This window comes from Paracoccus sp. NBH48 (genome assembly GCF_015390265.1).
In the GTDB taxonomy this organism is placed as follows: domain Bacteria; phylum Pseudomonadota; class Alphaproteobacteria; order Rhodobacterales; family Rhodobacteraceae; genus Paracoccus; species Paracoccus marcusii.
In genome coordinates this window covers 670,331-688,579 of sequence record NZ_VUOJ01000001.1, presented here as the reverse complement: position 1 = coordinate 688,579, position 18,249 = coordinate 670,331, and the positions used below count along the sequence as shown (strand labels likewise).

The 18,249-nt window shown below is 65.7% G+C and carries 20 protein-coding genes, 1 tRNA gene and 3 pseudogenes; 8 read left to right on the top strand and 16 right to left on the bottom strand.

Annotation, left to right across the window (positions count from 1 at the left end; genetic code table 11):
- Positions 1-99 precede the first annotated feature (99 nt).
- Positions 100-1,404: a DUF3422 family protein gene (locus F1642_RS03400; RefSeq protein WP_194885438.1), complete on the top strand. Its 1,305-nt coding sequence runs from the start codon at positions 100-102 to the stop codon at positions 1,402-1,404.
- Positions 1,405-1,549: 145 nt separating this feature from the next.
- A complete protein-coding gene (locus F1642_RS03395; RefSeq protein ID WP_255522071.1) occupies positions 1,550-1,894 on the top strand; it encodes an arsenate reductase family protein in 345 nt (114 codons plus the stop codon).
- A 38-nt stretch (positions 1,895-1,932) separates the two neighbouring features.
- Here the strand turns inward: F1642_RS03395 and F1642_RS03390 are convergent, their stop codons facing one another.
- From F1642_RS03390 to F1642_RS03380, 5 genes and pseudogenes are all read right to left on the bottom strand, one after another.
- A complete protein-coding gene (locus F1642_RS03390; protein WP_045980867.1) occupies positions 1,933-2,361 on the bottom strand; it encodes a TIGR01244 family sulfur transferase in 429 nt (142 codons plus the stop codon).
- Between the two features lie 69 nt (positions 2,362-2,430).
- On the bottom strand, positions 2,431-2,553 hold the full coding sequence (locus tag F1642_RS16305; protein WP_370582766.1) for a hypothetical protein: 123 nt from the start codon (positions 2,551-2,553) through the stop codon (positions 2,431-2,433).
- Positions 2,554-2,604: 51 nt separating this feature from the next.
- A pseudogene (locus F1642_RS16300) lies at positions 2,605-2,799 on the bottom strand (hypothetical protein); the annotation flags it as partial.
- Positions 2,768-3,103: pseudogene (locus F1642_RS16295) on the bottom strand (HAD hydrolase-like protein); the annotation flags it as partial. The pseudogenes F1642_RS16295 and F1642_RS16300, both read right to left, overlap by 32 nt.
- A gap of 2 nt (positions 3,104-3,105) precedes the next feature.
- On the bottom strand, positions 3,106-3,660 hold the full coding sequence (locus F1642_RS03380) for a thioredoxin family protein (protein WP_194885437.1): 555 nt from the start codon (positions 3,658-3,660) through the stop codon (positions 3,106-3,108).
- Between the two features lie 222 nt (positions 3,661-3,882).
- On the opposite strand from F1642_RS03380, the gene F1642_RS03375 reads away from it, so the two are divergent.
- The 3 genes from F1642_RS03375 (at position 3,883) to grxD (ending at position 4,808) form a co-directional block, all read left to right on the top strand.
- Complete coding sequence (locus tag F1642_RS03375; RefSeq protein ID WP_176695092.1) at positions 3,883-4,050, top strand: hypothetical protein; 168 nt, start codon at positions 3,883-3,885, stop codon at positions 4,048-4,050.
- Positions 4,051-4,169: 119 nt separating this feature from the next.
- The gene (locus tag F1642_RS03370; protein WP_045999221.1) at positions 4,170-4,412 is read left to right on the top strand and encodes a BolA/IbaG family iron-sulfur metabolism protein; all 243 of its coding nucleotides are present in this window, start codon (positions 4,170-4,172) and stop codon (positions 4,410-4,412) included.
- Positions 4,413-4,445: 33 nt separating this feature from the next.
- Positions 4,446-4,808 (top strand): Grx4 family monothiol glutaredoxin, encoded by a 363-nt coding sequence (gene grxD, locus F1642_RS03365; RefSeq protein WP_045999222.1) that lies wholly within the window; start codon positions 4,446-4,448, stop codon positions 4,806-4,808.
- 35 nt (positions 4,809-4,843) lie between these two features.
- Here the strand turns inward: grxD and F1642_RS03360 are convergent, their stop codons facing one another.
- The 6 genes from F1642_RS03360 to F1642_RS03335 all read right to left on the bottom strand — a co-directional run bounded on the left by F1642_RS03360 (position 4,844) and on the right by F1642_RS03335 (position 9,430).
- A complete protein-coding gene (locus F1642_RS03360; protein WP_194885436.1) occupies positions 4,844-5,503 on the bottom strand; it encodes a phage holin family protein in 660 nt (219 codons plus the stop codon).
- Between the two features lie 10 nt (positions 5,504-5,513).
- The gene (locus F1642_RS03355; protein ID WP_194885435.1) at positions 5,514-5,945 is read right to left on the bottom strand and encodes a YqjD family protein; all 432 of its coding nucleotides are present in this window, start codon (positions 5,943-5,945) and stop codon (positions 5,514-5,516) included.
- Positions 5,946-6,057: 112 nt separating this feature from the next.
- A tRNA-Leu gene (locus tag F1642_RS03350) sits at positions 6,058-6,141 on the bottom strand.
- 110 nt (positions 6,142-6,251) lie between these two features.
- The gene (gene lipA / locus F1642_RS03345) at positions 6,252-7,208 is read right to left on the bottom strand and encodes a lipoyl synthase (protein ID WP_148911670.1); all 957 of its coding nucleotides are present in this window, start codon (positions 7,206-7,208) and stop codon (positions 6,252-6,254) included.
- Between the two features lie 93 nt (positions 7,209-7,301).
- Positions 7,302-8,210 carry a hydrogen peroxide-inducible genes activator gene (locus F1642_RS03340; RefSeq protein WP_194885434.1) on the bottom strand — a complete coding sequence of 303 codons (909 nt, stop codon included), beginning with the start codon at positions 8,208-8,210 and terminating at the stop codon, positions 7,302-7,304.
- A gap of 74 nt (positions 8,211-8,284) precedes the next feature.
- Positions 8,285-9,430 carry a DUF6456 domain-containing protein gene (locus F1642_RS03335; RefSeq protein WP_157020396.1) on the bottom strand — a complete coding sequence of 382 codons (1,146 nt, stop codon included), beginning with the start codon at positions 9,428-9,430 and terminating at the stop codon, positions 8,285-8,287.
- 216 nt (positions 9,431-9,646) lie between these two features.
- Between F1642_RS03335 and F1642_RS03330 the strand changes: the two genes are divergently transcribed.
- A complete protein-coding gene (locus tag F1642_RS03330; RefSeq protein WP_045980859.1) occupies positions 9,647-9,982 on the top strand; it encodes a DUF6477 family protein in 336 nt (111 codons plus the stop codon).
- A gap of 3 nt (positions 9,983-9,985) precedes the next feature.
- Here the strand turns inward: F1642_RS03330 and F1642_RS03325 are convergent, their stop codons facing one another.
- Positions 9,986-11,536 (bottom strand): helicase HerA-like domain-containing protein, encoded by a 1,551-nt coding sequence (locus F1642_RS03325; RefSeq protein ID WP_194885433.1) that lies wholly within the window; start codon positions 11,534-11,536, stop codon positions 9,986-9,988.
- Positions 11,537-12,001: 465 nt separating this feature from the next.
- Here F1642_RS03325 and F1642_RS03320 point away from each other — a divergent pair, with 465 nt between their 5' ends.
- Entirely contained in the window at positions 12,002-12,802 is an 801-nt protein-coding gene (locus F1642_RS03320; protein WP_194885432.1) for an invasion associated locus B family protein, read from the top strand.
- A 75-nt stretch (positions 12,803-12,877) separates the two neighbouring features.
- Here F1642_RS03320 and F1642_RS03315 read toward each other — a convergent pair whose 3' ends face one another.
- The 4 genes and pseudogenes from F1642_RS03315 to F1642_RS03300 all read right to left on the bottom strand — a co-directional run bounded on the left by F1642_RS03315 (position 12,878) and on the right by F1642_RS03300 (position 17,279).
- Complete coding sequence (locus tag F1642_RS03315; protein WP_045980892.1) at positions 12,878-14,086, bottom strand: beta-ketoacyl synthase; 1,209 nt, start codon at positions 14,084-14,086, stop codon at positions 12,878-12,880.
- An 86-nt stretch (positions 14,087-14,172) separates the two neighbouring features.
- The gene (locus F1642_RS03310) at positions 14,173-14,439 is read right to left on the bottom strand and encodes an acyl carrier protein (RefSeq protein WP_045980857.1); all 267 of its coding nucleotides are present in this window, start codon (positions 14,437-14,439) and stop codon (positions 14,173-14,175) included.
- A gap of 12 nt (positions 14,440-14,451) precedes the next feature.
- Positions 14,452-15,554 (bottom strand): annotated as a pseudogene (locus F1642_RS03305) (UDP-3-O-(3-hydroxymyristoyl)glucosamine N-acyltransferase).
- Positions 15,555-15,623: 69 nt separating this feature from the next.
- The gene (locus F1642_RS03300) at positions 15,624-17,279 is read right to left on the bottom strand and encodes a murein L,D-transpeptidase (protein ID WP_255522068.1); all 1,656 of its coding nucleotides are present in this window, start codon (positions 17,277-17,279) and stop codon (positions 15,624-15,626) included.
- Between the two features lie 303 nt (positions 17,280-17,582).
- Here F1642_RS03300 and F1642_RS03295 point away from each other — a divergent pair, with 303 nt between their 5' ends.
- Positions 17,583-18,146 carry a DUF882 domain-containing protein gene (locus tag F1642_RS03295; RefSeq protein ID WP_045980855.1) on the top strand — a complete coding sequence of 188 codons (564 nt, stop codon included), beginning with the start codon at positions 17,583-17,585 and terminating at the stop codon, positions 18,144-18,146.
- The last annotated feature ends 103 nt before the right edge of the window (positions 18,147-18,249 follow it).

The window sequence follows — 18,249 nt, the reverse complement described above, 5'->3', positions numbered from 1 at the left end:
CCCGCCGGTTCACAGCCGGCGGGCGTTCCCACTTGTGCCGCCTGTCGCGGTGGTCTTGAAATGGGGCAGGGGCCGTTGCCCCGTCTTCAGGAGCGGCAGATGAACCCGGCCACAGAACATCCCCTGCGTTATGCGCTGGTCAACGAACTGCATGCCCGGCCCTCGCCGCGGATCACCGCGCCGGCGACCGCGGTCTTCGTGGCGTTCAAGGAACCGCGCGACGCCGCCAACCGCGACCGGGCACAGGATCTCGCGCATCTGGGCGAGCTGGTCAGCCGCCATGGCGGTCCACGCCCCGATCCCGATGACAGCCACTATCAGGGCCAGCTTGGCCGTCACGAACTGAAATGGGAGAGCCACACCGAGTTTGTGACCTATATGGCGATGACGCCGGGTCTTCCGATCCGTCCGTTCGATCCATCGGCGGCGGCGATCTTTCCCGACGCCTGGCAGCACGCCGCGCCTGGCAAGCGCGTCGCGGCGGTGATGATCCAGGTCGACCTGCTGCCCGATGACCCGGCCGAGGCGCTGGCCCGCATCGACGGCTGGTTCGCGCGCGACAGCCTGGCCGCGATCTGGGCGCTGGACGAGACCGCGATGGTCGCGGGTGATTTCCGCATCGACGCGGATGGCTGGATGCGGTTCGCGATCTTCGTGCGGCCCGGCACGTCGGACGGCCGCATCGGGCGCCTGGTGCATCGCTTGGTCGAGCTGGAGACCTATCGCGCCATGTCGATGCTGGGCCTTGGACGCGCGCGCGGTCTGGTCAACCGCCTGAACGAGCTGGAGCCGCGCCTGACCGCGATCCTGGAATCGATGACCGACGACGCGCAGCCCGCCGAACAGCTGCTGCCTGACCTGCTGGCGGTCTCGACCCAGCTGGAGGCGCAGGCTGTCCTGCATTCCTTCCGGTTCGGCGCCAACAGCGCCTATGAGGCGATCGTGCATGACCGGATTGCCGCCCTGCGGGAGACGCGGTTCCTGGACCGCCAGATGCTGACCGAATTCATGCGCAGACGGTACCAGCCGGCCATGCGCACGGCGAAATCGGCGGAACGGCGGCTGGCCACGATGCTGGAACGCACAGCCCGCGCGGCCGAGCTGCTGCGCACGCGCGTCGATGTCGAACGCAGCGCCCAGAACCAGAAGATCATGCACCGCATGGACCGCCGCGCCGACATGCAGCTGCGGCTGCAGCACACCGTTGAGGGGCTGTCGGTCGTCGCCATCAGCTATTACGCGGTGGGCCTGCTGAGCTATGCGCTGGCGCCGCTGGCAGGGCGCGCGGGGCTGGACAAGACGCTGGTCGTCGCCGTGCTGACGCCCCTGACGGTGCTGGGCGTCTGGTGGGCGATGCGCCGGGTGCGCGCGCAGTTCCACGACCCTGGCAGCGACGATTTGTGACTTGTGGCACCTGCTGCGGGGGGCGATACATCGGGCCTGACCCATGAAGGACCACGACCGATGCGCCTGACCCTTGCCCTGCTGGCGACCCTGACCCTGACTGCCTGCGGCGTGCCCTTCGTTCCCTTAATCTGACGAGGTATCCATGTCCAAGACGCTGACGATGTACGGCCTTGCCCATTGTTCGACCTGCCAGAAGGCGCAGGCCGACCTGCAGGACAACGGATGGACGGTACAGTTCCGCGATGTCCAGAAGGAGCCGCTGTCCGCGGAGGAACACGCGGCCCTTGTCGCGCAGTTCGGTGACAAGATCATCAACCGCGCAAGCCTGACATGGCGCGGCATGTCCGAGGACCAGCGCGCGGCCGATCCGGTCGCCATGATGGGCGAAAAGCCGAGCGTGATGAAGCGCCCGGCGATTCGCGCCGACGATCTTTCCGGACTTGGTTGGACCGCAAATGTCAAGCGGTCATTTGGCGTGCCTGCCTGACGACACGGGGCAGGGCAGGGGGGACTGCCCTGCCCGGTCTAGCCCTTGCGGCTGGCCAGCGATGCGATCAGCGGTCGCACGCCGCTGAGGTCATACCCGGCGGCGTCGGCCGTCTTCAGGATCTCATCCTCGGGCATGCGCCCGGCCTGCGTCAGGGCCCACAGGACCGTGCTGCGGTTGCCGGACCGGCAATATGCGATCACCGGCCCCTGTCCCACGGTCGCCGTCCCGAAATCCGCGATCAGCTGCGGCGTGATCTGGCCCGGGTGGAACGGCAGGTAATGATAACGCATTCCGGCAGCCTCTGCCGCCTGCGCCATCGCATCGTGATCGATCTCGGCCTCGACCTCCTCGTCGGGGCGGTTGTTGACCAGGACCTTGAAACCCGCGTCGGCCAAGGCCGGGACATCCTCGGGCAGGATCTGCGGAGAGACGGCGAGGTTGGGGCTGATTTGGCGCAGATCCATCATGGGGCCTTTCGTGCACGGGTCCGCCCCGAAGTGGCGTCTTTCGCCGCCGGTTGTCAAGCCGGCTGCCTAGAGCGCCATCGCCTGATCCACCAGACCTGGCAGATCGTCAAAGCGATCGAAGGCCGCGTGATGCGGCAGATCGGCGATGGGCGTCATGCGATAGCCGCCCGAATAGATCAGGAACGGCACTGGCACCGCCGCCGCGCAATTCGCGTCAAATTCACTGTCACCGACATAGAGCGCACGGGGTGCATTCCCCTCCACGCCCAGCATTTGCAGGGCCAGGCGCAAGGGCGCGGGGTCGGGCTTGCGCTGCGGCAGGCTGTCCCCTCCGACAACGACAGGAAAACAGACGATCCAGCGCGAAATGCTGCAGCACGCGGCGCGTCGGGCCCATCGGCTTGTTGGTGCAGATGCCCAAGGGATGACCCGCATCGGCCAGCCGCCCTACAGCCTCGATAACGCCCGGAAACAGGCGCGTCAGGGCCGTGGCATCATGATAGCGCGCCATGAAGGCCGCGATCAGCGCGGGCCGATGCACCGGCTCGATACCGCAGGCGGCGATGATCCGGGTCCACAGCAGCTCGACCCCGCCACCGATGAAGCTGCGCACCCGCGCCAGGGGCAGCGGTGCGATCTGATGCTGTCGCAGGACCGCGTTCACGCAGGCGTGGATGTCGGGCGCGCTGTCGATCAGCGTGCCGTCCAGGTCGAATATGATCGGGCAGGGTCTGTCCATGGTCATGCGGCCTTCCATTTGATCGAGCATCCCATTGATGCAACTTGATCGCGCGGACCTTGCCCGGTTTCCGCGATCTGCACCATGGCCAGATAAAGGTCGCGGCGGGCGTCCGTCGCCGCCGCCGTGCGGGTCGAGGCATCCAGTCGACCGCGATACTGCAACCGACCGTCGGCGGAATAGCCAAAAAAGTCAGGCGTGCATTCGGCGCCATAGGCCCGTGCGATCGACTGATCCGCATCATACAGGTAGGGAAAGCGAAAACCGTTTCGCTGCGCCAAGTCCTTCATATGCGCCGGGCTATCCTCCGGATAGGCCGCGACGTCGTTCGAAGATATGGCAACGACGCCGATGCCGTGGTCCATCAGCGCATGCGCATCGCGGACGATGCGGTCCAGGATCGACCTGACATAGGGGCAATGGTTGCAGATGAACATCACCAGCGTCCCGCGCGATCCGGCGACCTGCGAAAGCGTCACGACGCATCCGTCCGTATCGCGCAGCGCAAAGTCGTGCCAAGGCGCATCGAAATCGCAGACGGGTGGCGATACGGCCATGTGATCCTCCGATCCATTTTCCGGAACCTTGAAAGATGCGTGCCATAGGGACAAGTGGTGAAAAGGTTGAAAGGCTAACCGGAAAGACTTTTATGGTACATAATACAGATTATCACCAAAACGCGTCCCCCTGCTTTCGACCGCCTTTCTACGGCAATCCCGGAACCTGTGACCCTTGGTTTGCGTCTGTTTGACAGAACCTGACATCAAAGGACATTCATCATGAAATATGTAGCTGTGGGTCTGTGCGGCGCGATGCTGGCGCTTTCTGCATGCGGGACGACGGTTGGCGAGCGCGCTGCGACCGGCGGTCTTGGCGGTGCGGCCGTGGCGGGTCCGGCCGGCGCGGTTGTCGGCGGAACCGTGGGTGCGGTCAGCGCAACGCAGTAAACCTTGATAAGATTAATCGTGGCGGCCGCGTTTCTCTGGAACGCGGCCGTTTTCGTGCCGGTCTTGCAGCCCTTGCCGGCATCCCCTACATCATGTGTGACAAAGACAAGGATCCGCCCATGGCCATGGAAGCGCATGATATCGAGGCCCTTCTGCGGGTCTCTTTTCCCCAGGCAAAGATCACGATCACTGATCTGGCCGGTGATGGAAACCACTATGCCGCCGAAGTTATCGACGAAAGCTTTCGCGGGCTGAACCGCGTGCAGCAACAGCGCGCCGTCTATGCCGCCCTTCAGGGCAAGATGGACGGCCCCGCCGGAGAGTTGCATGCGCTTGCCCTGACCACCAAGGCGCCAGACTGACGCGCCCCCTGCCCCATTACAAGGATTGCCGATATGAGCGACGCGAACACGCGCATCCAAGACATGATCGACCGCAACGATGTGGTCCTGTTCATGAAAGGCACGCCCGAGATGCCCCAATGCGGTTTTTCGAGCAGAGTTGCCGGCGTTCTGAACTATATGGGCGTGCCTTACGAGGGCGTGAACGTATTGTCGGACGCTGACATCCGCCAAGGGATCAAGGATTTCTCCGACTGGCCCACCATTCCCCAGCTTTACGTCAAGGGTGAGTTCGTGGGTGGCTGCGACATCATCACCGAGATGACATTGTCAGGAGAGCTTGATCAGCTGTTGGAAAAAAAGGGCGTCGCGTTCGACAAGGACGCGGCCAACAAGATCCGCGAGGCAAATGCCTGATCTGGAACAAAAAAAGGGCGCCGAGGCGCCCTTTTTCACATCATGTCGTCGGGGTCGTAATCCATCCTGTCGTGTCGACGTTCCTGCATTGCTGCGGCCAACGTGACACCGACAGCGAACGCTCCAACCAGCTTCGTCATCGTTCCAGCATTGCTGTCGGTCGCTTGGCGTAACTGATGCGCGCCGTTTTGAAACGACTCCTTTGCAGCAGTAACGTTGGACGACGTCAGACCGGCCGCGCGGGCGGTATTGCGGACGCTGCCAAACAACTTTTCCTCGGCATCCGAAGCAAGTTTGGTCGCGCGAGAGCCAGCCTGATCCATCAGCGAATGTGCCTTCGCTTCGGCCAGTTCGACAATTCGCGTGGCCTCCGCCCGCGCACGCGTCGCCGCCGCATCGGTCGCCAAAGAAACCCGAGCTTCAACCTCACGTTTTAGATCATCGGTTGTCGGCATAGTGTGCTTGCGCTTAGCCGACATGGCCAGAAGGATGATCATCAGCAGGATCAATCCTACTCCGATGGTCAACGACGCCAAGGTCGAGCCCCAATCCAGATCGTTGGCAAGCCACGACCACAAGGCAGCCGTCAAGAATCCGCCAGCCATCAGTCCGACCATTCCGGCGACGGCCTTCATGGCCGTGCGCCGGACCGTGTCGCCGACAGCTTCCTGAACGCGTCGGGCGAAATCGAACATATGCCCGACCTCAGCGACGCGAGATCAGCAGACCGACCAGGAAGCCGACACCGGCCGCGATACCCAAGGCCTGCGCCGGGTTGCGGCGAACCATCTCGGACACTTCGTCATAACGCTCTTCGGCGTAATGCGCGACTTCGGTCGCCTTCTGCTGGCCTGCTTCGTACAGGCGCTCTGCTTCCAGACGCGCGCGGTCGGCATAATCCTGACCGGTCTCGCGGGCGCGTTCGGCATAGTACTTGCCCGTTTCGACGGCATCATCGGCCAGTGCTGCGCCACGCTCTTTCAGGCGTGCCGCACCCGAGTTGTCGGACAGTTCGCGTGCGGTGTCACGAACGTCGTCCGCGATCTTGCGGGCACCATCCTTCAGGTCGCCGTGGGCTTCGTTCGCAGCCGAACGGGCGTCGCGTTTGATGTCGTCAGCAGTGGGGTTATGTGCCATGGTAATGTCCTTTCATCGGCGTCTTGTCACCGTCGATGGACAAACCGTCACAGGGTCTGGATTGTTCCCGCACTGCAGCAAAATCTTTGCCAGTGTTGAACGCGAAAGGGCGTGGTAGGGGCGGCCGGACTCGAACCGGCACTCATTGCTGAAACGGATTTTGAATCCGTCGCGTCTACCATTCCGCCACGCCCCCGGACTGGTCCCGGCGCCCTTTCGGCGGCGGTCCGTGCGGACCGTTGGGCTTGGCGTAAATCCAGTCGCGGCGATTTGCAAGGGGCGGCGTGCGCCCCCTGCCCCGCGGCCTCAGGCGCGACCCAGCTTGACCAGTCGTGCGTCGCGAAGCTGCGCAAAGTCATCGCCCGCATGATACGACGACCGGGTCAGCGGCGTCGCCGAGACCATCAGGAAACCCTTGCCATAGGCGGCCTTCTCATAGCCCGAAAATTCCTCGGGCGTGACGAAGCGGTCGACACGATGGTGCTTGGGGCTGGGCTGCAGATACTGGCCGATGGTGATGAAGTCGATGTCAGCCGCGCGCATGTCGTCCATGACCTGCAGCACGCCTTGGCGATCCTCTCCCAATCCGACCATGATGCCGGATTTGGTGAACATCGACGGGTCCAGTTCCTTGACCCGCTGCAGCAGGCGCAGCGAATGGAAATAGCGGGCGCCGGGACGGACCTCCGGGTACAGGCCCGGCACCGTTTCAAGGTTGTGGTTGAACACATCGGGACGCGCCTCGACCACGGTCTCCAAGGCGCCAGGCTTTGACTTCAGAAAGTCGGGCACCAGCACCTCGATCGTGGAGGTCGGAGAGCGGTGTCGGATCGCCCGGATGGTCTGGGCAAAATGCTCGGCCCCGCCATCGTCCAAGTCGTCGCGATCGACGCTGGTGATCACGACGTGGTTCAGACCCAGCTTCTGCACGGCATGGGCGACGCGGCCGGGTTCGAACGTGTCCAGCGCCTGCGGCTTGCCCGTCGCGACGTTGCAGAACGTGCAGCCGCGGGTGCAGATCTCGCCCATGATCATCATGGTGGCGTGGCCCTGGCTCCAGCATTCGCCGACATTGGGACAGCCCGCCTCCTCGCAGACGGTTGACAGGCGGTTCTCGCGCAGCAGGTCGCGCGTCTGCTTGTACCCCGCAGAGGTGGGCGCCTTGACGCGAATCCAGTCCGGCTTCTTGGGCTGGGCCTGATCGGGTCGGTGCGCCTTTTCCGGGTGGCGCTGATCCGGGATCCTGAGGTCGCGCAAGGTCATGGTCCTTTCGGTCGCGGTTCGGGCAGAAATAGGGGCTTTGCAACGATTTGGCAACGCATCCCCTGCCCCTGCGTCCACATGGCTGCCTTGCGGTCAGCCCAGATCCAGCAGCGGCCGCGCCGCCGCGGTCAGCAGGCGGGCCAGATCGTCGAACCAGCCCTGCCCCGGAGTCGATGCGCGGCGCATCAGCATGACCTGCCGCGCGGGCTGGGGGTCGGGAAATCTGACGGCCGTCAGACCGGGTGCCGCGGCCAGCTCCTGCCGGCGGGCGATCTCGGGCAGGAAGGTCAGGCCCATGCCCTGCGCGGCAAGGCGGCACAGGGTCGACAGCGACGCAGCCCCCAGGTCCAATCGCGCCGCGCGGCGGTTCAGCCCGCAGACCTCCAGGGCCTGGTCCCCCAGGCAATGCCCCTCGTCCAGCAACAGAAGTTGGCCGGGATCCAGCGCGTCAGGGGACAGCGGTCGGCTGCGCAGATCGGCGATTCGCGCCGCGCTGCCGGCCAGCAGAAAGCGGTCGGCGAACAGCGGTATGGCCTGCAGGCCAGGCCCCTCAGGCGGGCTGGCGACAACGATGGCATCCAGCCGCCCCGCCTGCAGTTCGTCCAACAGGCGGTCTGTCTGCGCCTCGCGCAGATGCAGGTCGCGCCCGATGTCGCGCGCCCGCAAAAGGGGCAGCGCCTCGGGCAGCAGATAGGGCGCGACGGTGGGGATCATGCCCAGCATCAACCGGCCGCCCTGCCCCGGCTGCCGCAGGTCCTGTTCCAGATCGGTCATCGCGGCCATGACCCGTTGGGCGTGGTCCTGCAGCGCGCGGCCCTGCGGGGTCAGGACGACACCTTGCGGGGTGCGTTCGACCAGGCGGGCGCCGATCTCCTCCTCCAGCGCGCGGATCTGCATGGACAGCGCGGGTTGCGTGACGTTGATCGATTCGGCGGCGCGTGTGAAATGGGTGTGCTGCGCCAGGGACAAGAAATAGTGCAGCTGGCGCAGGGTGATATTCATAAGGGGGCCTGATCAACGACGCGCGGTCAACGCCCACCATCTTATCGACCAGTCCCCGTCTGCGGCAATGACCTTCAGCCGATCAGCCGCGATCCCTTGCCGTAGGTTTCCTCATAGTGCCGCTCCAGCCGCATCAGGGCCAGACGCAGGACGATTTTTCCAGACCGTGCGGACCAGCCAAGACGCCGTTCCGTCATCTCGATCCCCTCCAGAAAGCAGCACACCCGAAGGACGATGTCGCCCATGCCCGGACCCAGGTCGCGCAGCGCGACGGCCACCCGGTCGCGCGCGGATTCCGATCCGCCGCGATAACCGCCGCCGCCACGCGACACGTCGATCCCCGAGGTCATGAAGCCGTCCCAGTTCTGGGTGACGCGCGGACCCATCTGGGCCAACTCGAAATCCTCGCGCAGGCGTTCGCCCGCGGTGACCATGCCCGGGGTCAGGAATGCCTGCCCATCATGGTCACGCCGCCGCGCCAGCACCAGAAGCGGGCTTTCCGCGATGTTCACCCGGGTCTGGCGACGGCGGCCATCCTCGGGGTCGTCTATCACGCGATCCTCCCACACCCGGTGACGGTCGCCGTGGTCAAACGCCGCCTGGGCCTCGGCCATGCCGTGGACGGGTTGGGCGTCCTCGTGGACCGGGTGGGCGTCCGCAAACGACGATGGCCCCGGCACGGCGCTGCGCTGGCGGGGCGACCGCAGCATCTGGCGCAGGGCCTCGCGCCCTGCCGGCGCGATGACATAGCGCTGGATGCGCCCCCCGCCCCGTGTCTGCACGACCCATCCCTTCAGCGCCATCATCTCTGCCAGGGCGCGTTCCAGAACGGCGGTACGGATGTCGTCGCGCGTGACGATCGCCTTGTCCATGCCGGGGGCCGATGCCATGCACGCACCCGGCTCTGCCAACCGGCGCAGCACGCGCAGGGCCTGACGCTCATCAGGCGCATTGGCCCCCTCGGCCCGCGGTGCCAGCGCGGCATCCACCAGCGGATCGTCGCGGCGCGCCTCGAACCGGCGGATGCGGCGGAGGATGGTCGAGGCATGAACACCGGCCTCGCGCGCCAGGGCACGGATCGTCACCCCCTGGTCGACATGGCGCAGGTAAAGACGCGCGTCCTCGCTCAGGTCGTCTTGCGCGCAGGTCTGCCCTTGCACCTGCGCACGGTGCTCCGCGATGCCCGTGTGGATTGCGAAATCACCGGTCAATATGGTCATGTCAGGTCCCTTGTCGTCCTCGGGCAGCCCGGCAGTAGACTACCCTGGGTTGAAATCTTTCCCTGTGGTTAACAGGGTGTTTCTGCACATAGCCGCAACATTCCCTAACAATTCCTAAAGAAACCTTGCTCCACCGCGCGCTGCGGCAGGGCTTTTGGCAACACACCTCAAGGTTGTGTGAAGGTGACCTCGTGGCAAACGCAAAGGATCAGCCCCATGACCGCAGTCTCGAACGTGATCGTTTTTCGCCCCCGCCCGACGAATCAGGGCCTGCGCCGTCCCGGAACGCTGATCCGGGCCGCCCGCGAAGGTCAGAAGACCTGGAAGCGCGATCGCGACCTGCCCCGCCTGCTGCGCAGCGACCGCTGCCCTGCGCCGGGCGCCGTCCTGTCCCGCCTGCGGGCCGAGGAGCAGATCCAGAACGACATGCGCGTCACCCAGGCCGCCGAATACGACCTGCGCCGCCACGTCCTGCTGGTCATCGCCATCCTGGCAGAGATGCGTGCCGCGATCGATGCCGCGCCGATGCCGGCCACGGCCATCGCGCTGTGACCATCAGCGCTTCTTGATCAGGGAACCCAGAACGCCCCGGACCAGCGCCTGCCCGGTCCGGGTCCCCAACTGCCGGGCAAGGCTCTTGCCAAAGGTCTGCACGATGCTGTCGGACCGCCCGCGTGGGGCAGCCTTCTCGCGTGCCGGCGCCTGATATGGTCGCCCCCGTCCCGCACCGGCGGGCATGTCGAACAACCCGTCGTCATCCTTCTTCGCACTGGCCGCCTGGGCTGCGGCCTGGGTCTTTCGTGCCAGCATCTCATGCGCGGAATCACGATCCAGGGCAGTGTCGTATTTCGGCCCCATCGGGGACGTGGCCCGGATCGCTGCGCGCTCCTGGTCCGTGATCGGGCCGACCTGACTGAACGGCGGTCGGATCAGCGTCCGCTGCGCGATGCCCGGCACACCCTTCTGCTGCAGGAACGAGGTCACGGCCTCGCCCGTCCCCACCTGCTGAATCGTCTCGGCGATGTCTAAATCGGGGTTGGTCCGATAGTTCTGCGCCGCATCGCGCAAGGCTTTCTGATCCTTGGCAGTGAACGCACGCAGCGCGTGCTGAACCCGGTTGCCCAATTGGCCAAGCACCGATTCGGGAATGTCGGCGGGGTTCTGGGTGACGAACCAGATGCTGACGCCTTTCGACCGGATCAATCGTGCCACCCGCTCGACCTTTTCGATCAGGGCCTTCGGCGCGTCGTCGAACAGCAGATGCGCCTCGTCAAAGAAGAACGCGACGCGGGGCTTGTCCGGATCGCCCACTTCGGGCAGCTGCTCGAAGAGCTCCGACAACAGCCACAGCAGGAATGTCGCGTACAGGCGAGGTGCGTTCATCAGGCGCTCTGCCGACAGGATGCTGATGACACCGCGCCCGTCCGCGTCCTGACGGATGATGTCGGTCAGTGCCAGCGCCGGCTCGCCAAACAGGTTCGCTCCGCCTTCGGTCTCCAGCACCAGCAGCGCGCGCTGGATCGCGCCAACGCTGGCGGTGCTGACATTGCCATAGCGCGTCGACAGGTCGGCGGCGTTCTGTCCGACCCAGACAAGCATCGACTGCAGGTCTTTGAGGTCCAGAAGCGGCAGCCCCTCCTCGTCGGCGACGCGGAAGGCGATCGCCATGACTCCCTCCTGCGCCTCCGTCAGGTCCAGCAGGCGCGACAGCAGCAGCGGTCCCATCTCGGCCGGCGTGGTGCGGACGGGATGGCCCTGCTGTCCCCAGACATCCCAGAATGTCACCGGATAGGATGCATATGTCAGATCGATCCCGATCTGACCGGCCCTCGCAAGGAAAGGCTCGTGCAACTTGCCTTGATCCGATCCTGCCTTGGCCAGCCCCGCTAGGTCGCCCTTCACATCCGCCAGGAACACCGGAACGCCCGCAGCCGACAGGCTTTCGGCCAAGGTCTGCAGGGTGACGGTCTTGCCCGTCCCCGTCGCACCCGCGACCAGCCCGTGCCGGTTTGCCAGCTTCAGCAGCATCGTCTCGGGGGTGGCGTATCCGGCGCCGGCGCCGCCCACGAAGATCGTTCCCGCATCCAGGTCCAGAACCGGGCCCATCGCATCCCCCACCAACAAATTGCGCAACGCACGCCTTGAAAAGACAATTTTAACGCTTTCATGGCAAGGTGAAGTTGTCCGGATCGCAGCCGTGACCCGGACCTTCCTCCCTGTTGGACTGCCGCGCCCTCGGGCGCGGCTTTTTTTATGTGATCGGGGGAAAATCCATAGACCGTTGACGGATCACGCCAACGCGATTAGCGTGCGTCTCAATGATGACCGGCCAGTCCGGCAGGGAGAATAACGCAACGCGTCGGGGGCCGTGGTGAAAGCCACGGCCTTTCGCGTCAATTCATGACGCGTGTCAGGCCGGTTCGGTTCCCACGCAACTTTTTCAATGCGCAATCCCGTGCAATGTCCCGACCTCAAGGGTTGGTGACAACGCGTGTCTTGGCAGGGGACTGACAAGGCCCCGGCGCCGTGCTAGATCAGCCGCAATGCGTTGAGCAAAAGAAAGAAAGATTGATGTTCATCAGACATTCGCACGCGCTGTTGGCCGCCCTCGCCCTGATCACCGGGCCCGCATTCGCCCAGGACACCCCGGCGCCGGCCATGCCCGAAACCCCCGCGGCGGAAGCCCCCGCCGCCGATGCGCCCGCGACCGCCGCACCCGCCGCAGATGCCCCCGCCGCAGACGCGCCGGCCACCGCACCTGCCGATGCACAGACGCCAGCCGTGCCCGCCGATGCCCCCGCGGCCGAGAACGCGCCCGCGGGTCAGCCCGCGCGCGATCCGAACGGACCTGGCAGCTACTACGCCAAGTCCGAGCATGGCGATTGGACCATCCGCTGCATCCGCGCCGATCAAGGCAAGGATCCGTGCGAGATGTACAAGCTGCTGACCGATGCCGACGACAACCCGGTTGCCGAACTGACCATGGTTCCGCTGTCGAACGGCGACGTCGCTGCCGGCGCCACCTTGGTTGCGCCGCTGGAGACGGACCTGATCGACGGCCTGGGCTTCCAGATCGGATCAGGCGAGATGCGCGGCTATCCGTTCAGCTTCTGCGCGCCGGTCGGCTGCGTCGCGCGCCTTGGCTTCACCAACCAGGAACTGGCAAGCATGAAGGCCGGCAGCACCGCGGCCGTGCAGCTGCTGCCCTTCGGCGGCGACCCGGATTCGCCGGTCCAGCTGAGCATGTCGCTGACCGGCTTCACCGCCGCGTTCGATGAACTGGCCGCCTATGCCGCCGCACCGGCGCCCGCCCCGGCCGCCGATGCAGAACCGGCAGAGGATGCCCCCGCCGAGGACGCACCGGCCGAGTGATCGCCCCTGCCATCGCATGAACGGAAAAGGCCGCGTCCCCTGGGCGCGGCCTTTTTCATGTGTCCCCCATGACGATCAGACGCGGCGCAGGGCGATGACCGCGTTCAGTCCGCCAAAGGCGAAGGCATTGGACAGGACGGCATCGACCCGCGCCTCACGGGCCTCGTTGGGAACGACGTCCAGCGCGCATTCGGGGTCGGCCTCCTGATAGCCGATCGTGGGCGCGATCACCCCGTCGCGCAGCGCCATGATGCAGGCCAGCAGTTCGACCGCGCCGGTGCCGCCGATCAGATGGCCGTGCATCGACTTGGTCGACGACATCATCAACCGGTCCGCGTGATGGCCAAAGGCATGGGCGACCGCCGCACATTCCGTTTTGTCATTTGCGGCAGTACCCGTTCCGTGGGCATTGATATAGCCGATATCCTCGCGGTTCAGGCCGGCATCGACCATCGCCCCGGTGATCGCTCGCTCGGCGCCCTGGGCCGATGGCATGACGATGTCCTGCGCATCCGACGACATGGCAAAGCCCACGACCTCGGCCAGGATCTCGGCGCCACGCGCCCGGGCGTGTTCGAAATCCTCGAAGACGAAGACGCCTGCGCCTTCGCCCTGGACCATGCCGTTGCGATTGGCGCTGAAGGGGCGGCAGGCGTCCTTGGACATCACGCGCAGCCCCTCCCATGCCTTGACGCCGCCAAAGCACAGCATCGCATCGGACCCGCCCGACAGCATGACGTCGGCCGCGCCCGACCGCACCATCTGGAACGCCAGGCCCATCGCATGATTGCTGCTGGCGCAGGCGGTGGCGACGGTGAAGGCGGGGCCGCGCAGGCCGAACTCCATGCTGACATGGCTGGCCGCGGCATTGTTCATCAGCTTGGGGACCACGAAGGGATGGACGCGGTTCTTCCCCTCCTCATAGACGGCGCGATAGTTCTCGTCCCAGGTATTCAGCCCACCGCCGGCCGTGCCCAGGATGACCCCCGACCGCAGGCCAAGCGCGCCCTGAAAGTGCAGGCCCGACTGCTCGACCGCCTGCTTGGCAGCCAGCAGGGTGAACTGGGTGAACTTGTCATAGAGCAGGATCTGCTGGCGGTTGAAATAGGTCTCGGGCGTCCAGTCGTGGACCTGTCCACCGATCTGGATCGACAGGCGATCGACATCGCGAAAATCCAGCTGCGTGATCCCGCAGCGACCCTCGCGGAACGCCTCTAGGGTGGTGGCGACATCGTGGCCAAGCGCGTTGATCGTGCCGGCGCCGGTGATCACCACGCGGCGCAGCCCGCCGCGGCCGGTCGTCTCGGCCGCAGGCCGGATCGCGGGTGCCGCGCGGCCTGCGTCGATCAGCGCCTCGTCCACGGGGGCGGTCATTCCGCCTTTTCCGCGACCAGCCGATGCACCGCGGCGATGATCGTGCCCATGTTCGAGATGTCGAAGTCGGACTTCTCGGGCTCGTTCGCATTGAACGGGATCGAGATGTCGAACTCTTCCTCGATGGCAAAGATCGATTCGACCAGGCCCAGACTGTCGATGCCCAGTTCGGCGGGGGTCGCGTCATCGGTGATCTGGTCGGGTTCCAGCATCGCCTGTTCCGCGATGATGGCCCGAATGCGCTGCGTGATGTCGTCTGTCATGTCGCCTCCTGTTCAGCCCTTTTCCAACAGGCGTGTAACGGTTTCCTGAAGCTTGGACAGCTGTTGTGCGAAACGCGGCAGCCGCCGCATGGCCTTCTGGATCTCCAGCTGGGTCTCCATCTTGACCGCGGGGTTGCCCAGGATCACCCGGCCTGCCGGCACGCGGGTGAAGATCTTGGCGGCACCGCCCGCGATGACGTCGTCCCCGATCTGGATGTTGTCGTTGACGCCCACCTGCCCGGCCAGCACGACCCTGTCGCCGATCACCGACGATCCGGCTACGCCCACCTGGCTGCACAGCAGGCAGTCACGGCCCACGACGACGTTGTGGCCCAGCATCACCAGGTTGTCGATCTTGGTGCCGTCGCCCACGCGGGTCGACCGGATCGTGCCGCGGTCGATGGTGGCGTTCGCGCCGATCTCGACGTCATGACCCAGCTCGACCGCGCCAAGCGAATGGATGCGCGTCCAGTGCTGCTGGTTGACCGCGGCACGGGCACCCAGGGTGCGGCGGATCTCCTCGATCCCCGACTCCTCGGGGGTGACGAAGGAAAACCCGTCTCCGCCGATGGACGCGCCCGGCTGCACGATCAGACGGTCGCCCGCGGTCACGTCATGGCCGATCCGCACGCCCGGATGGATCAGTGCCTGATCGCCGATGCGGGCGCCGCGACCGATGCTGACATGCGCCCCGATGCGGGCGCCCTGCCCGATCCGCACATGCGCGCCGATGACGACAAACGGCGCAATGGCCGCGCCGTCGCCGATCGTGGCCGTGGGGTCGATGACCGCGGTCGGATGAATGCCCGGCGCAATGTCCGGGCCGCGGTCGAAGGCCCGCGTCAGACCGGCCATGACCAGCCGCGGGCGGGGGGCAAAGATGGCGGCCTTCAGGCCATAAGCCTCGGGGTCCATCCCTTCGGCAAGGATGGCGATGCTGCCGGGCTTCAAACGCCTCGGCGTATTTGGGCGCCATGGCCATGGCCAGCGTGCCGCCATCCGCGTCGACCGGACCGACCGCCGCGGGTTCCGCCGCACCCGTCACGCGGATCGACTGGTCGCCCCCAGCATTGCGCGTCCAGAGCCCGCGCCAGCTCACCCATCGTCAGGACCATGGCCCCCCTTTCGCGCAAGGACTTAGCCTGTTTGCAAGGCTGCTTCCAGTGCCCGCGTTCCGGGGCGGGTCACAACCCCGGGTTCAGGTCCGCGACCATGGCGGGCGCTGCCGCGCCAAAGCCCTGGGCCTGCAGCGCCTCCCAGATGCGGGCGTCGCGACCATAGATGTCGTCGAACAGCCGGATGCGCCCATCCGGGCCGGGCCAGGCGGTGAAATAGACCAGATGCACGGGAACCGGCGGCGTCAGCTTCAGCCAGGTCTCGCGTTCCCGGTCGCGGGCGCGCTGAAACATGGCAGCCGGATCATCGGTCTGGCGCGACAGCAGCGCACGGGCCAGATCGACCGGGTCGCCGATGCGGATGCAGCCATTCGATTCCGCCCGCACCCGGTTCGCAAACAGGTGCTTGGAGGGCGTGTCGTGCAGATAGATGTTCCAGGGATTGGGAAAGATGAACTTGACCACGCCAAGGGCATTGTCGTCGCTTGGCTTCTGGCGCAGCCTGAACGGAAAGCTGGCGGCGCTATAGCGGCCAAAGTCGATGCCGTCCCGCGCCAGCACCCGCCCCGCGCCATCCACCACGTCCAGATGCGACAGCGCATGGCGGTTCGCCTGCAGGCGGGGCAGATAGTCGCGAACGGCGATGGACCGCGGCACGTTCCAGCTGGGATTGACCACGACATTGGCCATCATCTCGGAAAATTCGGGCGTGCGCATCTCGGGCGTGTCCTTGCCCATGACGCTGCGAGTGCGGAACACCTCGGCCCCGTCTTCCACGATGGTCGTGCTGAATTCCGGGATGTTCACCCAGACATGGCGGCTGTCCAGATCCTCGGACGCCATCCAGCGCATCCGCTCCATCGCCACCAGGATCGCGCGTTGCCGCGCGTCCTGTCCGGTGCCGCCATCGCCGTTCAGCGCCGCGATGGTCCGCGGGCCCGCGACGCCGTCATCCGGTAGGCCGGCCGCACGCTGATAATCCGAGACCGCCCGCGCAAGGGCATCGTCATACAGCGTGGCATCCGGCGCATCGGCGGCAAACCCGATGGCCGCCAGGCGCGTGCGCAGGTCGGCGATCGCCGCGGCCCTTTGGCCTGGCCGCCAGACACCGGTCGCAATCCTTGGTAGGCTCTGCGGCACCACCAGATCGGCCGGCCCGGACAGCGCGTGTTGCAGCGCAAGATAGGCCGGATGGTCCGGTCCGGCCCCGGCAAGGACCGCCGCAGGATCCGCCGCCGCCTCGAACCGCGCCAGCAGCGGGACAACCGCGGTCCGCACGGGCTGTCGCTTGATCTCGGGGTCGACGCGCATTGGGTTCAGCACGCCGCCGGTCAGATCGCGCAGCAGGCGCGACAGGGCATGGGCTTGGGCTATCTCGGCCGCAAGGCCTTCGGTCGCCGTCAGGCGGTCGGGCTGGTATCGGGCAACGGGGATGCCGTGGCGCGTGGCGTTCCCGATCGCGTCCCGCAAAGCGAGTCGCCGGGCCTCTCCCTCGGGGCCAAGGAAGATCGGGCGCAATCCGTTGCTGCCATAGAACGAGGCAAGATCGGCATCGTCCGACACTGCCAGCGCCAAGGCCATCTGTTGCGGCGTGAAATCCAGCCGTGGCGCCGCGGCCACGCTCACGGCAGCGAGAGGTTCGCGTGCGACGGACGCAACGGGAAGCCAGCCGACGACCCCTGCCAGTGTCAGCGCCAGCACGCCCCGGACCATTCGAACCGCCATCTGAACCTCCGAAATTCTGCCCGTATTGTCCCACGACCGCCGTGCGCGCGCCACACCCCACGCATCTGTTTGTGCAGTGGAAAAGCAGTGGTTGCCAAAACGTCACAGCGCCGCCGCCGATGTGCAACATTACCCGTTTTAGGCGAAATCTTGCCGAAATTCGGGTTAGGATCGGCCATCCCGGCAGAATCCGTTTCGTCGCGCACGCGCTTTTGACATATTGTTAATCAGGTCGGGGATAAACCACGACAGGCCGCGACGTGTCGCCGGCTTAAAAAAACGAAGCAGGACAGGCGATCTGACATGACAATGGACATTATCTCCCGTCGCGGCATCTTGGGTGTGTTCGCGGCAACCAGTGTTGCGGCGACCCCGGTGATGGCGAATGCCTTCGGATTTTTGCGCGGCAATGCGGGCGACATGCGGCGGGTCAAGATGTACAACGGCCGGACCGGCGAGAGCATCGACACGGTCTATTGGGTCGACGGGAAATACATCCGTGAGGCCCTGAACGAGATCAACGTCTTCATGCGCGACTGGCGCACGGGCGAGGTGATCGGCATCGACCCGCGGATGATCGACGTGGCGGCCGCATCCTCGCGCCTGCTGCAGACCAACGAACCCTACATGATGCTGTCGGGATACCGCTCGCCCCGCACCAACGCGATGCTGCGGCGGCAGTCCAGCGGCGTGGCGCAGAACTCGCTGCACCTGACGGGCAAGGCGGCCGACCTGCGGCTGAAGTCGCGGTCGGTCGGTCAGATGTACCAGGCTGCCGTGGCTTGCCGCGCCGGTGGCGTGGGACGCTACAGCCGGTCGAACTTCGTGCACATGGATTGCGGTCCCGTCCGCACCTGGGGCAGCTGATTTCAGACGACCTTTTCGCAAGGCGCAAACGCCCTCTGCCATCCGCAGACGGCGTTTTCCGCATTTTTCGGGCTTGCCGCCGCAACGCTGGCTTGCGACGCTG

Excerpts from the sequence above, each read along its gene's own strand:
- F1642_RS03400 (WP_194885438.1), top strand. The coding sequence starts at position 100 with ATGAACCCGGCCACAGAACATCCCCTGCGTTATGCGCTGGTCAACGAA.
- F1642_RS03395 (WP_255522071.1), top strand. The coding sequence starts at position 1,550 with ATGTCCAAGACGCTGACGATGTACGGCCTTGCCCATTGTTCGACCTGC.
- F1642_RS03390 (WP_045980867.1), bottom strand. The coding sequence starts at position 2,361 with ATGGATCTGCGCCAAATCAGCCCCAACCTCGCCGTCTCTCCGCAGATC.
- F1642_RS03380 (WP_194885437.1), bottom strand. The coding sequence starts at position 3,660 with ATGGCCGTATCGCCACCCGTCTGCGATTTCGATGCGCCTTGGCACGAC.
- F1642_RS03375 (WP_176695092.1), top strand. The coding sequence starts at position 3,883 with ATGAAATATGTAGCTGTGGGTCTGTGCGGCGCGATGCTGGCGCTTTCT.
- F1642_RS03370 (WP_045999221.1), top strand. The coding sequence starts at position 4,170 with ATGGCCATGGAAGCGCATGATATCGAGGCCCTTCTGCGGGTCTCTTTT.
- grxD (WP_045999222.1), top strand. The coding sequence starts at position 4,446 with ATGAGCGACGCGAACACGCGCATCCAAGACATGATCGACCGCAACGAT.
- F1642_RS03360 (WP_194885436.1), bottom strand. The coding sequence starts at position 5,503 with ATGTTCGATTTCGCCCGACGCGTTCAGGAAGCTGTCGGCGACACGGTC.
- F1642_RS03355 (WP_194885435.1), bottom strand. The coding sequence starts at position 5,945 with ATGGCACATAACCCCACTGCTGACGACATCAAACGCGACGCCCGTTCG.
- lipA (WP_148911670.1), bottom strand. The coding sequence starts at position 7,208 with ATGACCTTGCGCGACCTCAGGATCCCGGATCAGCGCCACCCGGAAAAG.
- F1642_RS03340 (WP_194885434.1), bottom strand. The coding sequence starts at position 8,210 with ATGAATATCACCCTGCGCCAGCTGCACTATTTCTTGTCCCTGGCGCAG.
- F1642_RS03335 (WP_157020396.1), bottom strand. The coding sequence starts at position 9,430 with ATGACCATATTGACCGGTGATTTCGCAATCCACACGGGCATCGCGGAG.
- F1642_RS03330 (WP_045980859.1), top strand. The coding sequence starts at position 9,647 with ATGACCGCAGTCTCGAACGTGATCGTTTTTCGCCCCCGCCCGACGAAT.
- F1642_RS03325 (WP_194885433.1), bottom strand. The coding sequence starts at position 11,536 with ATGGGCCCGGTTCTGGACCTGGATGCGGGAACGATCTTCGTGGGCGGC.
- F1642_RS03320 (WP_194885432.1), top strand. The coding sequence starts at position 12,002 with ATGTTCATCAGACATTCGCACGCGCTGTTGGCCGCCCTCGCCCTGATC.
- F1642_RS03310 (WP_045980857.1), bottom strand. The coding sequence starts at position 14,439 with ATGACAGACGACATCACGCAGCGCATTCGGGCCATCATCGCGGAACAG.
- F1642_RS03300 (WP_255522068.1), bottom strand. The coding sequence starts at position 17,279 with ATGGCGGTTCGAATGGTCCGGGGCGTGCTGGCGCTGACACTGGCAGGG.
- F1642_RS03295 (WP_045980855.1), top strand. The coding sequence starts at position 17,583 with ATGACAATGGACATTATCTCCCGTCGCGGCATCTTGGGTGTGTTCGCG.